Origin of the sequence: Streptomyces sp. NPDC051172 (assembly GCF_040682555.1) — a bacterium.
Lineage (GTDB): Bacteria > Actinomycetota > Actinomycetes > Streptomycetales > Streptomycetaceae > Streptomyces.
In genome coordinates this window covers 43,818-57,387 of the sequence record NZ_JBFBBE010000059.1, presented here as the reverse complement: position 1 = coordinate 57,387, position 13,570 = coordinate 43,818, and the positions used below count along the sequence as shown (strand labels likewise).

General features: G+C 70.3%; 13 protein-coding genes and 1 pseudogene. 2 read left to right on the top strand and 12 right to left on the bottom strand.

The annotated features are described in order from the left end of the window. Positions 1–115: 115 nt before the first annotated feature. The gene (era, locus tag AB0N07_RS30350; RefSeq protein WP_037884815.1) at positions 116–1,075 is read right to left on the bottom strand and encodes a GTPase Era; all 960 of its coding nucleotides are present in this window, start codon (positions 1,073–1,075) and stop codon (positions 116–118) included. A 173-nt stretch (positions 1,076–1,248) separates the two neighbouring features. On the opposite strand from era, the gene AB0N07_RS30345 reads away from it, so the two are divergent. Beyond that, positions 1,249–2,562: an ammonium transporter gene (locus AB0N07_RS30345; RefSeq protein WP_365840456.1), complete on the top strand. Its 1,314-nt coding sequence runs from the start codon at positions 1,249–1,251 to the stop codon at positions 2,560–2,562. Continuing rightward, entirely contained in the window at positions 2,559–2,897 is a 339-nt protein-coding gene (locus tag AB0N07_RS30340) for a P-II family nitrogen regulator (RefSeq protein WP_365840454.1), read from the top strand. Before AB0N07_RS30345 ends, AB0N07_RS30340 begins: the two co-directional genes overlap by 4 nt. Before the next feature lie 32 nt (positions 2,898–2,929). Here the strand turns inward: AB0N07_RS30340 and AB0N07_RS30335 are convergent, their stop codons facing one another. From AB0N07_RS30335 to AB0N07_RS30285, 11 genes and pseudogenes are all read right to left on the bottom strand, one after another. Continuing rightward, positions 2,930–3,946 carry a DUF916 domain-containing protein gene (locus AB0N07_RS30335; protein WP_365840452.1) on the bottom strand — a complete coding sequence of 339 codons (1,017 nt, stop codon included), beginning with the start codon at positions 3,944–3,946 and terminating at the stop codon, positions 2,930–2,932. 84 nt (positions 3,947–4,030) lie between these two features. Then, on the bottom strand, positions 4,031–5,347 hold the full coding sequence (locus AB0N07_RS30330; protein WP_365840450.1) for a beta-xylosidase: 1,317 nt from the start codon (positions 5,345–5,347) through the stop codon (positions 4,031–4,033). Positions 5,348–5,488: 141 nt separating this feature from the next. Continuing rightward, positions 5,489–5,962, bottom strand: coding sequence for a hypothetical protein (locus AB0N07_RS30325; protein ID WP_365840448.1), 474 nt, complete (start codon positions 5,960–5,962; stop codon positions 5,489–5,491). Between the two features lie 215 nt (positions 5,963–6,177). Next, entirely contained in the window at positions 6,178–6,531 is a 354-nt protein-coding gene (locus AB0N07_RS30320; protein WP_365840446.1) for a cytidine deaminase, read from the bottom strand. Between the two features lie 54 nt (positions 6,532–6,585). Further along, a complete protein-coding gene (locus AB0N07_RS30315; RefSeq protein WP_365840444.1) occupies positions 6,586–6,945 on the bottom strand; it encodes an MmcQ/YjbR family DNA-binding protein in 360 nt (119 codons plus the stop codon). Further along, entirely contained in the window at positions 6,942–8,249 is a 1,308-nt protein-coding gene (locus AB0N07_RS30310; protein ID WP_365840442.1) for a hemolysin family protein, read from the bottom strand. Before AB0N07_RS30310 ends, AB0N07_RS30315 begins: the two co-directional genes overlap by 4 nt. Next, positions 8,246–8,743 carry an rRNA maturation RNase YbeY gene (gene ybeY, locus AB0N07_RS30305; protein ID WP_142151884.1) on the bottom strand — a complete coding sequence of 166 codons (498 nt, stop codon included), beginning with the start codon at positions 8,741–8,743 and terminating at the stop codon, positions 8,246–8,248. The genes AB0N07_RS30310 and ybeY overlap by 4 nt, the downstream gene beginning before the upstream one ends. 13 nt (positions 8,744–8,756) lie before the next feature. Next, the gene (locus tag AB0N07_RS30300; RefSeq protein WP_365840439.1) at positions 8,757–9,830 is read right to left on the bottom strand and encodes a PhoH family protein; all 1,074 of its coding nucleotides are present in this window, start codon (positions 9,828–9,830) and stop codon (positions 8,757–8,759) included. A gap of 144 nt (positions 9,831–9,974) precedes the next feature. Beyond that, positions 9,975–11,123: a PfkB family carbohydrate kinase gene (locus AB0N07_RS30295; RefSeq protein ID WP_365840437.1), complete on the bottom strand. Its 1,149-nt coding sequence runs from the start codon at positions 11,121–11,123 to the stop codon at positions 9,975–9,977. 120 nt (positions 11,124–11,243) lie between these two features. Then, complete coding sequence (locus tag AB0N07_RS30290; protein ID WP_365840435.1) at positions 11,244–12,533, bottom strand: glucarate dehydratase family protein; 1,290 nt, start codon at positions 12,531–12,533, stop codon at positions 11,244–11,246. Next, positions 12,530–13,530 (bottom strand): annotated as a pseudogene (locus AB0N07_RS30285) (5-dehydro-4-deoxyglucarate dehydratase). Before AB0N07_RS30285 ends, AB0N07_RS30290 begins: the two are co-directional and overlap by 4 nt. Positions 13,531–13,570: the final 40 nt, after the last annotated feature.

The following is a 13,570-nucleotide window of genomic DNA, read 5'->3' as shown; positions in this document are numbered from 1 at the left end:
GCCGGACGGGCTGAGTTGGCTGAGGCCGATTCAGCCCCTCCGGCGTTTGAGGAGGGGGGCCGGGGACTGGCCCCCGGTACGGGACGGGTAGGGGCGGCGGGGGCGAGGAAAAGGCTCAGAAGCCCAGCTTGCGCAGCTGCCGAGGATCCCGCTGCCAGTCCTTGGCGACCTTCACATGGAGGTCCAGGAACACCGGAGTACCGAGCAGCGCCTCGATCTGCTTCCGGCTCTTGATGCCGACCTGCTTCAGCCGCTGGCCCTTCGGCCCGATGATGATCCCCTTCTGGCTCGGCCGCTCGATGTACACGAACGCATGGATGTCGAGCAGCGGCTTGTCGGCGGGCCGGCCCTCGCGCGGAAGCATCTCCTCCACCACCACCGCGATGGAGTGCGGCAGCTCGTCGCGCACACCCTCCAGGGCGGCCTCCCGGATCAGCTCCGCGATCATGACCTGCTCGGGCTCGTCGGTGAGATCACCCTCGGGGTACAGCGCAGGCCCCTCCGGCAGGAGCGGGACGATCAGGTCGGCCAGCAGGTCCACCTGCTTGTCGGCGACCGCCGACACGGGCACGATCTCCGCCCACTCGAACCCGAGCTCCTTGCCGAGCTGGTCGATGGCGATGAGCTGCTCCGCAAGGGTCTTGCTGTCCACGAGGTCGGTCTTCGTGACGATCGCGATCTTCGGCGTCTTCTTGATCGACGCCAGTTCCTTCGCGATGAAGCGGTCACCGGGGCCGAGCTTCTCGTTCGCCGGCAGGCAGAAGCCGATCACGTCGACCTCGGCCCAGGTGGTGCGCACGACGTCGTTCAGCCGCTCGCCCAGCAGCGTGCGCGGCTTGTGCAGGCCAGGGGTGTCGACCAGGATCAGCTGGGCGTCCTCCCGGTGCACGATCCCCCGTACCGTGTGCCGCGTCGTCTGCGGCTGGTCGGCGGTGATGGCCACCTTCTGGCCGACCAGAGCGTTCGTAAGGGTGGACTTGCCCGCGTTGGGGCGGCCCACGAAGCAGGCGAAGCCGGCGCGGTGGGGAGCCTCCGACGATTCAGACGGCTTGGATGACTGGCTGCGAACGCTCATGGCGCCCATTCTCCCTGATCCACAGAGCCCCGCCGCACAACAGAGCGACCACCGCTCACCCTGTGAGATTCAGGAAACCTCCACGCAACGAAACATCACGGAAACATGCCTGTGCAGAGCTGGAAACGCATGCCGGTGACCCTCTGACGAGCCCCCACCTCGATGGAGACGACGTGACGACCCTCGCCGCAGCGCACGCGGACACCGGCGACACCGCCTGGCTGCTCGCCGCCACCGCCCTCGTCCTGCTGATGACCCCGGGCCTCGCCCTCTTCTACGGCGGCATGGTCCGCACGAAGAGCGTCCTCAACATGCTGATGATGAGCTTCGTTTCGATCGCCCTGGTCACGGTGGTGTGGCTGGCCGCCGGCTACTCGCTGGCCTTCGGGGACGACATCGGCGGCGGGCTCATCGGCGGCCTGAGGCACGCCGGGATGGCGGGCCTCGGCCCCGGCAGCGTGCAGGGCACCGTGCCCACCCTGCTCTTCGCCACCTTCCAGCTCACCTTCGCGATCATCACCGCCGCGCTCATCAGCGGCGCCGTCGCGGACCGCGTGAAATTCGCGGCCTGGCTGGTCTTCGTCCCGGTCTGGGCGCTGCTCGTATACGTTCCCGTCACGCACTGGGTGTGGGGCCCCGGCGGCTGGATCGCGCACCGCCTCGGCGCTCTCGACTTCGCGGGCGGACTCCCGGTGGAAATCACCTCCGGGGCCTCCGGTCTGGCCCTGTGCCTCGTCCTCGGCCCCCGGCTGGGCTTCAAGAAGGACGCGATGCGTCCGCACAACCTGCCCATGGTGATGCTGGGCGCGGGCCTGCTCTGGTTCGGCTGGTTCGGCTTCAACGCGGGCTCGGCCCTCGGCGCGAACGGTCTCGCTGCCGCCGCTTTCCTCAACACCCTCGCCGCCGGCTGCACCGGCCTGCTCGGCTGGCTCTTCGTCGAGCAGAAGCGCGACGGGCATCCGACGACACTGGGCGCCGCGTCCGGTGCCGTCGCCGGTCTGGTCGCCATCACCCCGTCCTGCGGCTCGGTCTCCCTGCTCGGCGCCCTGGTCGTCGGCCTGGCCGCCGGCGTCGTCTGCTCGTACGCCGTGAGCTGGAAGTTCAAGCTCAACTACGACGACTCGCTCGACGTCGTCGGCGTCCACCTGGTCGGCGGCATCATCGGCACCCTCCTCATCGGCGTCTTCGCCGAGAAGGCCATGACAGGCGGCACCGAGGGCCTCCTCTACGGCGGCGGGCTCGGCCAGCTCGGCAAGCAACTGGTGGCCGTGGTCGTCGTGGCCGCGTACGCCTTCCTCGTGACGTACGGCGTCGGCAAGCTGATCGACAAGGCGATGGGCTTCCGGGCGAGCGAGGACCAGGAGCACCGGGGCCTGGACCTTACGGTGCACGCCGAGACCGCATACGATCACGGCGTCCTGGGTCACGGCGCCCCGGTCTCGTCCTCCGTCCCCTCCGCCACGCAGAAGGTAAAGAGCCAGGCATGAAGCTCATCACCGCGATCGTCAAGCCCTACCGCCTCGACGAGGTGAAGACGGCCCTCCAGGAGCTGGGCGTGCACGGTCTGACCGTGACCGAGGCGAGCGGGTACGGCCGGCAGCGCGGCCACACCGAGGTGTACCGCGGCGCCGAGTACCAGGTCGACCTCGTCCCCAAGGTCCGTATCGAGGTCGTCGTCGGGGACGCCGAGTCGGACGCCGTGATCGACGCGATCGTCAAGGCCGCACAGACGGGGAAGATCGGAGACGGGAAGGTGTGGGCGCTGCCGGTCGAGACGGTCGTACGGGTACGGACGGGAGAGCGCGGCCCGGACGCGCTCTGAAACCCCTTGTCCCCCGGGCCGCGTGACGGAGCTCACCTCCTCGCCGCGGCCCGCTCCCGTCGCACGCCCCGCGCCGCGGCGGCGACCGCTTCGAGCGCCGCGCCACGACCACGGACGCCCCTTGCCCTGCGTGCCCTGATCCCCAGCGCGACCCCCACCACCAGCGCCGCCGACAGCACCAGCGCCGCCGCCCACGGCAGCGCGAAGAAAGACGCGCTCGCCGACTCCCGGGTGTCCTGGGCGCTGGCCGTCAACGTGATGTCTCCCCAGTCCATCTGGGGCGCGCCGCGCCATGGCTCGGTGAGGTGGACGCGCTGTCCGGGCAGCAGTTCGGAGGGGATGCGGGACAGGTTGCGGGCCAGGAGCGTACGGCCGAACAGGCCCTCCGCGCGCAGTTCCACCTTCGGTACGAGGGTGACGTTTCCGGTGTTGTGCAGGGTGTACGAGATCGTCGCCGTGCTGTCGCCGAGGCCGGGGACGAGCGGCTGGTGGTGGACGACGTGGACGTTCTCCACGGCGATCGCGGGGAGGGCCGGGCCGCCGACGCGCAGGTAGACGCGGGCGGCGACCGCCCGCTGCACACCGAGTGCGAGGGAGCCGTCGCCCTTGTCGATCTGTTCGTCGAGAGCCACGAGCGCACCCGGGTGGTCGCCCGGTTCGGCGCCCTCGGGCACGTGCAGCGTGAAGGGGACGGTGACCTCGCCGTGTGCGGGGACGGTCACGCGTGACTTCGCGGGCTTCGCCCAGGCGCCGACGCCCCGCTGCTTCTCCCGCACCGTCCTGACGGCGAAACCGCCGTCGCGGGGGGTGTTGTAGGCGTCGGCGGCGTACAGCCGGAAGCTCAGCGGCTGCCCGGTCCTGTTCGCCACGACCACCTTGTCCTCGATGGTCGTCCCGGGATCGGCGGAGAGGTAGAAGTACGGGCGGGCGGCCACTTTCGAGGCGGCCGGGTAGACGGACCAGCTGCCGTTGTCGGCGGCGTGGGCGGGTGCAGGCGCGGCGAAGAGGGCCAGGAAGAGGCCCAGGAGGAGGACGTACGGCTTGCGCATGGGTGCGGACCCCCACGGACTTCGACGGACTTCGACGGACTTCGGCGGGACGAGCGGAACGGGCGGGTGCGGACGCCCGTACGGTCAGCTGAGCGTCAGGGTGAGCACGCCCGAGTACGAGCCGGGGGGCGTGAACGCCGGTACGTCCAGCGAGAGCCCCGCGTTCGCCGTGAACTCGCCGCCGGTCAGCGTGCCGTTGGGGGTGGACGCCAGGGTCGCTCCCGAACTGCCCACCGTGCCCGCGGAACCGGCCTGGCAGGTGCTCGGGCTGCCCGCCTTGGTGGCGCAGGCAGGGGTCCAGCTCAGCTTCCCGGCATCGATCTTGGCGCCCGGACCGGTGAAGTCGGTGACCTTGCCGGTGAGGGACCAGCCCGCGGGTCCGCCGCGGAAGTCCTTCACGGTGACGGCGTTCAGGGCGCCGGTGGAGGCACCGCCCTTGCCGAAGTCGACCGCCGACAGGGCGACGGAGTCCCCGGCCTGGGACATGGACAGCGTGCCCGCCTTCACCGTGGTGGTGACCTTCTGGCTGCCGGCGGGAACCGGGGTGGTGTCGTTCACGACGTAGGCCGCGGGACCCGCCCCTTTGCCGGCGCTCCACGCACTTCCCTCGTACGCCACGATCCCCGTCGTCGTCTTGTCGTTGACGACGAGGGAGCCGCTGAAGGAGCCGTCGGCGGAGGCGGTGACCGTCGCCTTGTCCGCGGTCTGGGTGTCCCCGGAGCGCCCGGCGAGGGTGACGGTCGCGCCCGGCGTGAAGTTGCTGCCGTGGACGATGACACCGGCACCGGCGTTCCCGGAGGCCGAACCGAGCGAGATGGCACGGTTGTTGACCGGCGTGGCGTCCGTCGCCGTGGCGGTCTCGGAGACCGGGGCGGGCGGGTTGGTCACCGTGCACGGGGTGTCCAGCTCGAGTATGTAGCTGGTGTGGATGTTGTAGTCGCCGGGCGAGAGCGTGATCGAACCGGCCGCGGTGACCTTGAAGGTGCCGGTCATGGAGAACGACGGGAAGGCGCCGTTGCCCGGCACCGGATCGTTCTTCTTGGGCCCGGCGACCGTCACGTCGCCCGTCTGCGCACCGCCGAGAGTGACCTTGCCCGTCGGCGTCATGATGTCGGCCGGCAGTGCGATGGCGGTGGGGTTGCTGGCGGCGGGCTTGACGACCGTATAGGTCACGGTGACGGTGTCGCCGACCTTCGGACTGGGGTTGTCCACCGCGATACTCGCGGTCGTCGTACCGTCGATCGGCGGGATGCCCGCGACCGCGGGCGGGATGCAGTGCGTGGCGAAGTCCACGTTGGTGGCGGCACCGGCCGGACAGGCCAGTGCGCCACCCGCGGTGACCGCGAGCGCGGTCCCGCCGAGCAGCGACGCCCAACGGCGTCTTCGGGTTGTCGAACCCATGGGAGTGCCCCCTTCTCTGCTGCGCTCACTGGGGGCATTGATGTGGGGAATGAGTGAGAAGTCAATGGAGAAGTCGAAATGAACCGATGGCCCGTCAGTTCCCGTGCTTCTGCCGGGAACTGACGGGCCATCGGTGGTGACTCAGTCGAACACGAACGGTCCCGGCGACTGCGGGCCGGTCGCGGTGCAGGTGATGGTGATGCCGAAGACGGTCATCTGCAGCGAGCCGCCGTAGGCCTCCAGGCTGTCGCCGGAGGCGACGGTGCCGGAGAGCGGGCCGACGGTGACGGGGTCGCCGGTGGCCATCGCCGGGTTCTTGGTGCCGGTGAAGGCGGTGGTGCCGCCGCTCGCGTCGACCAGGGTGAGCGTGGAGGAGATCGAGTCCTGGGACAGGGCGATCGGCGCGGTGATGGCGGACGTGACGGTGACGGTGGCCGCCGTGCCGTCCTGGGTGGCCGTGAGCGTGGCCTGTCCGCCGCCGAAGCTTCCGCAGTCGGCGGTGATCGTCGCCGACTGCGGGGTGACGGCGAGGGCGCTGGGCGCGAACGCGAGCGAGGCGGCCGCGAGGGCACCCACCGCCACTGCCGCACCTGTGGTTATCCGTTTGGCTCTCATGGGGATCCGGCTCCCTTCCCGAAGCTGGGAACTGCCATGTGGGGATGGATGGGAGAGGTCCGGACGGACAGCCGGCAGGCGCGGTGCGGGGCGCCGGGTGGGGGGTGGGGGGTGGAGTGAATCTGACGGTCCGTCGGAACTACCGGCTCCATTGATGCCCGTGAGGTGAAGGAACGGCAAGGGTGAATTCCGGACGGCTCTGAAGCGGCCGGTTTTCAGCCTGCGGTGACCGTGGTCCGTACCGTTCCGTCGGGCCCGGCCACGAGCACCGGTGTGTCCGCCCCGCCCAGATCCCGTACGGCGGCCAGGTCCTGAGCCGAAGCCGACTCGACGTCCGTCACCACGGCCGCCGCCTCCAGGGACTTCGCCCCGGACGCCACCGCCATGGCCACCGCCGTCTGCAGCGCACTCAGCTTCAACGAGGCCAGGTCGACGGTCCCGGCGACATACGTACGGCCCGTCTCGTCCCGTACGGCAGCCCCCTCGGGCACACCGTTGCGGGCCCGTGCGGAACGGGCCAGGGTGACGATCTTGCGGTCCTCGGGGTCAAGCGCGTTGCTGTCGGTCATGAGCCGAGCATACGTAGCGGCACCGGCCCTATCCGGCCATGGGGTGCAGCGCGCTCAGGGCCGGTCCAGGCGGAGCCGCTCGGCACGCGGCAGTCCGGCCACCACCAGGTCGTAGGAGTCCTCGATGAGCTCACGGACGAGCCGGTCGGGGAGGGCGCCGTCGACCGTGACGGTGTTCCAGTGGCGCTTGTTCATGTGGTAGCCGGGGATGATCAGGCCCTCGTACTCGCTGCGCAGCCGGATCGCGTCCTCCGGGTCGCACTTGAGGTTGACCGTGAGGGGGCGGGCGTCCAGCCAGCTCAGGGCGAACATCTTGCCCAGCACCTTGAAGACCGAGATGTCCGGGGCGAAGGGGAAGTCCTCCACCGCCGCGTTGAAGGACAGGCAGAAGCCGCGCAGTTCCTCGGGCTTCACTCCTCTTTCGCCTCCTCCTTGGACGGGTCCGCCGGATCCACGGGCTCCACGAGCACCGTCACGATCTTGTTCCGGCGGCCGGCGGCGGCCTCCGCGGTCAGCCGGAGCTCGCGCCCGTCGGGCACCTCCACGATCGCCGACGCCCCGGCGATGGGCACCCGGCCCAGCGCCTTCGCGAGCAGTCCGCCGACGGTCTCCACGTCCTCGTCGTCGTACTCGTCGAGCCCGTACAGCTCGCCGAGGTCGGTGATGTCGAGGCGGGCGGTGACCCGGTAGCGGTCCTCGCCGAGGTCCTCGACCGGCGGCAGCTCACGGTCGTACTCGTCGGTGATCTCGCCGACGATCTCCTCGAGGATGTCCTCGATGGTGACGATGCCGGCCGTGCCGCCGTACTCGTCGATGACGACGGCGACATGGTTGCGGTCCTGCTGCATCTCGCGCAGCAGATCGCCGGCGTTCTTGGTGTCGGGCACGAAGGCGGCGGGCCGCATGGCCGTCGACACCAGCTCGCTCTCGGCGTCCCGGCTGATGTGCGTCTTGCGGGCCAGGTCCTTCAGATACACGATGCCGACGATGTCGTCCTCGCTCTCCCCGGTGACCGGGATGCGCGAGAAACCCGAGCGCAGCGCGAGGGTCAGGGCCTGGCGGATCGTCTTGTAGCGCTCGATGACGACCAGGTCGGTCCGCGGGACCATGACCTCCCTCACGAGGGTGTCGCCCAGCTCGAAGACCGAGTGCACCATGCGGCGCTCCTCGTCCTCGATCAGCGACTCCGCCTCGGCGAGGTCGACCAGCGCCCGCAGCTCCGCCTCGGAGGCGAACGGGCCGCGGCGGAAGCCCTTGCCGGGGGTCAGCGCATTGCCGATGAGGATGAGCAGGGACGGGATCGGCCCCATGATCCGCGCGAGCGGCAGCAGCACGTACGCCGCGGCCGTCGCCGTGTTCAGCGGATGCTGCCGGCCGATGGTGCGCGGCGAGACACCGACGGCGACGTACGACACCAGGACCATCACGCCGATCGCGGCCAGCAGGGCGCGGGTGGTGCCGGAGAACTGCTGGAGGCAGGCGTACGTCACCAGGGCCGCGGCCGCCATCTCGCAGGCGACGCGGACCAGCAGCGCCACGTTGAGATAGCGGGTCGGGTCGGCGGCGACCTGGGCGAGCTTCGCGCTGCCGCGCCGGCCGGAGCGTACGGCCTCCTCGGCGCGGAAGCTGGAGACGCGCGCGAGGCCCGCCTCCGCACAGGCGGCGAGCCAGGCGACGACGACCAGGGCGATCGCGCCCGCGACGATCTGGGGACTCATGAGACGGTCGGGGCCGGGGACGGACCGGTCAGGCCCTTCTCCGCGCGCCAGCCGTCCACGATGGCCGCCTGCAGACCGAACATCTCGGCCTTCTCGTCGGGCTCCTCGTGGTCGTACCCGAGGAGATGCAGCACCCCGTGGACGGTGAGGAGCTGGAGCTCCTCGTCCATGGAGTGCTGGGTGGGCGCTTCCTCGCCCTGCTTCTTGGCGACCTCCGGGCAGAGCACGATGTCGCCGAGGAGGCCCTGCGGGGGCTCGTCGTCGTCCTTCGACGGCGGCCGCAGCTCGTCCATCGGGAAGGACATGACGTCCGTCGGCCCCGGCAGGTCCATCCACTGGATGTGCAACTGCTCCATGGCGTCGGCGTCCACGACGATCACCGAGAGCTCGGAGAGCGGGTGGATGCGCATCCGCGCGAGTGCGTAGCGGGCGATGTCGAGGATCGCCTGCTCGTCGACCTCGGTTCCGGACTCGTTGTTGACGTCGATCGACATGGTGCTGCTCGGTCTACTTCCCCTTGTGCCCGGACTGCCTGCCCCGGCCGCCCTTGTGGGTGCCGTTCTCGGTGCCGTGCTTGCTGTCGTACTTCTCGTACGCGTCGACGATACGGCCGACGAGCTTGTGCCGTACGACATCGTGGGACGTGAGGCGCGAGAAGTGGACGTCGTCCAGGCCCTCGAGGATCTCCTGCACCTGACGCAGGCCCGACTTGGTGCCGGTCGGCAGGTCGACCTGCGTCACGTCACCGGTGATCACGATCTTCGAGTCGAAGCCGAGGCGGGTGAGGAACATCTTCATCTGCTCGGGCGAGGTGTTCTGGGCCTCGTCCAGGATGATGAAGGCGTCGTTCAACGTGCGGCCTCGCATGTAGGCGAGCGGCGCGACCTCGATCGTGCCCGCGGCCATCAGCCTGGGGATCGAGTCCGGGTCGAGCATGTCGTGCAGCGCGTCGTACAGCGGGCGCAGATACGGGTCGATCTTCTCGTAGAGCGTGCCGGGCAGGAAGCCCAGCCGCTCGCCCGCCTCGACCGCGGGCCGGGTCAGGATGATGCGGTTGACCTGCTTGGACTGCAGGGCCTGCACCGCCTTGGCCATGGCCAGGTACGTCTTGCCGGTGCCGGCGGGGCCGATGCCGAAGACGATCGTGTGCTTGTCGATCGCGTCGACGTACCGCTTCTGGTTGAGGGTCTTGGGGCGGATCGTGCGGCCGCGCGAGGAGAGGATGTTCTGGGTGAGGACCTCGGCCGGGGTCTCCTGGCCTTCGCTCTCCCCGTTCTCACTCGCTCTGAGCATGGCGATCGAGCGTTCCACTGCGTCCTCCGTCATCGGTTGCCCGGTGCGGAGCACCAGCATCATCTCGTCGAACAGGCGCTGGATCAGAGCGACTTCCGCGGGGTCGCCGACCGCGCTGATCTCATTGCCCCGGACATGTATGTCGGCCGCCGGGAAGGCCTTCTCGATCACGCGCAGAAGGGAGTCGCCGGACCCCAGAACGGTCACCATGGGGTGTTGGGCGGGGACGGTGAACTCTGCTCTCGCCTGCCCCTGCGCGGGGGTGTGAGCTGTGGGTGTCTGAGTCATGGGCCGGCTCTGTAGGCCTTGCTCGTCCTCCTCGAAACGGCACGCCAGCCACTAGGGCTGCCTTGGCGGTTTCAAGGGTACGCCGGGGGACTGACAACGCCGTAGGTCTTTTTGGCAGGCGCCGTTTCACAGTGCTTGCGGTGCTCAGGCCGACCTGAACCCGATCGTCGGCACGGCCCTGCGCCGCGGCCACGGTCTCGCGGCCTCCCCCTGGGGGATCAGGCGCTCCAGGAACGCATACCGCCGCAGCGCCGCCGGGTCCTGCCCCTCCACCGACTGCACCCTCCGCCACCAGGCCGCGATCTCCGACCATCCCGGTGCCGACAACGAGCCCCCGAACTCCTGGACGGACAGCGCGGCCGTCAGCCCCGCGAAGGCCAGCCGGTCGGCCAGGGGCCAGTCCGCCAGCGTGCCGGTGACGAAGCCCGCGACGAACACGTCGCCCGCGCCGGTCGGGTCCAGGGCCTCCACGGCGATCGCGGGCACCTCGGCCGTCTCTCCGGTACACCGGTCGACGGCGTACGCGCCCTCCGCACCGAGGGTGACCACCGCGAGCGGAACGTGCTCGGTGAGGGCGTGTGCGGCGGCGCGCGGGGAGGTCGCGCCGGTGTACCGCATGGCCTCCTCCGCGTTCGGCAGGAAGGCCTCGCAGTGTTCGAGGTCGGTCAGGCCCGCCAGGTCCCAGGCGCCGGTCTCGTCCCAGCCGACGTCGGCGAAGATACGGGTGCCGTGGTGCGCGGCCTGGGCGATCCAGGGGGCGCGCCTGCCCGGGGTGAGGGAGGCGACGGCGGCACGCGCGCGGGGCGCGCGGTCGGGGGCGCCCCCCAGGTTGAACACGGTCTCGGGGGGTGGCTCGTGGCCGTGGGAGACCATCGTGCGCTCGCCCTCGTACGCCATGGACACGGTGACCGAGGAGTGCCAGCCGGGGATCTTGCGCGAGGTGGAGAGGTCGATGCCCTCGCCCTGCTCCAGGGCGTCCCAGCAGTACTCCCCGTAGTGGTCGTCGCCGAAGGCCGCCGCGAGGGAGGTCCTCAGACCCAGGCGGGCCAGTGCGGTGGCCATGTTGGCGACGCCACCGGGGCTCGACCCCATCCCGCGTGCCCAGGACTCGGTGCCGCGCACCGGGGCGGAGTCGAGCCCGGTGAAGATGATGTCGAGGAAGACGGGACCGGTGAGATACACGTCCCAGGGGGGATCGTCCGGCACGCGCAGTACGGCCAGCGGGTCGACCTGTGCCTGGCACTCCGGTCCCGCTGTGATGGGTGCTGGTCCCTTCCCGTTGGACGCGCTCACGGTGCACTCCCTGACATGGTGCGGATCAGGCCAGTGTGCACCACCCCACCGGTCAGCGTCTTTCAGCCCGTCCGGCGTTTGAGGACGAGGCCGTCAGGCCGAAAGGGGGGTCCGGGGGCGCTACCAGCGAGGCACCGCGGGCGTCACCCACCCCGGCTCCGCGACCCGCATGGCAGCCGCGTCGTCCCGCTCGCGCAGCGAGCCGTCGTCGTCCAGCCACCGCTGGTGCAGGAACTGCAGCTTGGCACGGTCGAGCTCCACACCGAGCCCGGGCGCGTCGGAGACGGCGACCTTCCCACCGTCGAACGTCAGCCGCGCGCCGAGCACGTCCTCCGACTGCCACGGATAGTGCGAGTCGCAGGCATGGCGCAGATTCGGCACGGTGGCCGCGACATGCGTCATCGCGGCCAGACTGATCCCCAGATGGGTGTTGGAGTGCATGGACACCCCGACTCCGAACGTACGGCAGACGGCAGCCAGTTGCTGCGTGTTGCGCAGCCCGCCCCAGTAGTGGTGGTCCGACAGCACCACCTGGACGGCGTCCCGTGTGAACGCCTCCTTGATCTCGGCGAAGGTCGTCACGCACATGTTGGTGGCGAGCGGCACCCCGGTGGCGGCGGAGACCTCGGCCATGGCGGGGGTGCCGAGCGCCGGGTCCTCCAGGTATTCGAGGACGTCCCCGAGTTCCTCCGCCACCTTCAGCGAAGTCTCCACCGACCAGGCACCGTTGGGGTCAAGCCGCAGCGGGTGGCCGGGAAACGCCTCCGCGAGAGCCCGTACGGCGGCGATCTCCTCGTCCGGCGGGAAGACACCGCCCTTGAGCTTGAACGAGGTGAACCCGTACCGCTCCTTGAACAGCCGGGCCTGCTCCACCACCCCGGCCGGGTCGAGGGCGGCACCCCAGTCGTCCTTCTCGCAGGCCACGCCCTCCGGGTGGTCGGCCCACTTGTAGAACAGGTAGGCGCTGTACTCGACCGCGTCGCGCACCTTGCCGCCGAGCAGCGCGTGCACGGGCAGGCCGAGCGCCTTGCCGAGGGCGTCGAGACAGGCGACCTCGAAGCCGGAGACCACGGACAGCCGCAGCTTGTCGGCGGTCTGGACACCGCGCAGCCCGCCGACGTCGACCTGGTTCCGGACCCGCGCGGAGTCCACGGAGACCTCGTCCGCGATCACGAACAGGCCGTTCAGATCACTGACTTGACGGCCTTTCAGCTTCTCGGCGAAGGGCCGGGCGAGCTCCAGGTACTTGGTGTCGCCGTAGGTCTCGCCGACACCCGTGGTCCCGTCGGCCGTCACCACCTCCACGATCAGCCGCGGGGTGTACGGCTGGTGGACGCCCTGCGTGTTGAGGAGGGGCGGGTCGGCGACCAGGATCGGCGTCAGCCGTACGTCGGTGATGGTGAGGTTCACAGCGCGGCTCCTACGAGGTCGAGTCCGGTGGCGAGCAGGGCTTCGAGGTCGGCGAGGTCGCCGGCCGAGGGGTCGGTGAGCGGGGCGCGGACGGGGCCGACGGGGCGGCCGCGCAGCCGGGCCGCCGCCTTGACCAGCGACACGGCGTATCCCGGTACGCGGTCGCGGAGCTCGACCAGCGGGACGTAGAAGTCGCGCAGCAGCCGCTCTGTGACTTTGTTGTCACCGGCGTCACCATCGCGCAGGGCCGCGAAGAAGGCGTTCGCGATCTCGGGGGCGAAGGCGTGCACGGCGGAGGAGTAGGCGGGGACGCCGACGGCGGCGTAGGCACGGGCCTGGATCTCGGCGGTGGACGCGCCGTTGAAGAAGAGGAAGCCCTCGGGCGCGGCGAGGGTCAGGCGCTGGAGGCGGTCGAGGTCGCTGCGGCCGTCCTTGAGGCCGATGACGTTCGGGACGGCCGCGATGCGCCTCAGGGAAGCTGTCGTGTAGGCGACCTGGCCGCGCTGGTAGGCGATGAGCGGCAGCCGGGTGCGGGCGGCGATCTGCTCCAGCTGTGCGACGAGGCCTTCCTGCGGGGCGGCGACCAGGTAGTGCGGCAGGACGAGCAGCGCGTCGGCGCCGGCCTGCTCGGCGATACGGGCGAACCGGGCGGCCTGGGCCCAGCCGTACCCGGTCCCGGCGACCACGGGCAGTCGCCCGCCCGCCTCCTCGACGGCGATGGTCACGACCTGCCGATACTCGTCCTCGTCCAGCGAGAAGAACTCGCCGGTGCCGCAGGCGGGGCTGCATCCGACATGCGGCTCCGCCGCGTGGCGGCGCCCGGGCCGGTGGCGATCTGCGCGGCTACGTGGGCGCGGAAGCCCTCCGGGTCGAGCGAGCCGTCGTCGTGGAAGGACGTCAGCGGGAAGGAGAGCACTCCTGCCGCCATCCCGTCGTGCAGCCGTCGCGCAACCGTCTCCGCCTCACCGCTCACAATGTCTCCCCATGTAGATTTCATACATATATGGAGACAGAGCCTAGGTATGCGAACAGCAGCA

What these genes read in the sequence shown, in the direction of transcription:
- era (WP_037884815.1), bottom strand. Translation starts at nt 1,075, where the DNA reads ATGAGCGTTCGCAGCCAGTCATCCAAGCCGTCTGAATCGTCGGAGGCT.
- AB0N07_RS30340 (WP_365840454.1), top strand. Translation starts at nt 2,559, where the DNA reads ATGAAGCTCATCACCGCGATCGTCAAGCCCTACCGCCTCGACGAGGTG.
- AB0N07_RS30335 (WP_365840452.1), bottom strand. Translation starts at nt 3,946, where the DNA reads ATGCGCAAGCCGTACGTCCTCCTCCTGGGCCTCTTCCTGGCCCTCTTC.
- AB0N07_RS30330 (WP_365840450.1), bottom strand. Translation starts at nt 5,347, where the DNA reads ATGGGTTCGACAACCCGAAGACGCCGTTGGGCGTCGCTGCTCGGCGGG.
- AB0N07_RS30325 (WP_365840448.1), bottom strand. Translation starts at nt 5,962, where the DNA reads ATGAGAGCCAAACGGATAACCACAGGTGCGGCAGTGGCGGTGGGTGCC.
- AB0N07_RS30320 (WP_365840446.1), bottom strand. Translation starts at nt 6,531, where the DNA reads ATGACCGACAGCAACGCGCTTGACCCCGAGGACCGCAAGATCGTCACC.
- AB0N07_RS30310 (WP_365840442.1), bottom strand. Translation starts at nt 8,249, where the DNA reads ATGAGTCCCCAGATCGTCGCGGGCGCGATCGCCCTGGTCGTCGTCGCC.
- ybeY (WP_142151884.1), bottom strand. Translation starts at nt 8,743, where the DNA reads ATGTCGATCGACGTCAACAACGAGTCCGGAACCGAGGTCGACGAGCAG.
- AB0N07_RS30300 (WP_365840439.1), bottom strand. Translation starts at nt 9,830, where the DNA reads ATGACTCAGACACCCACAGCTCACACCCCCGCGCAGGGGCAGGCGAGA.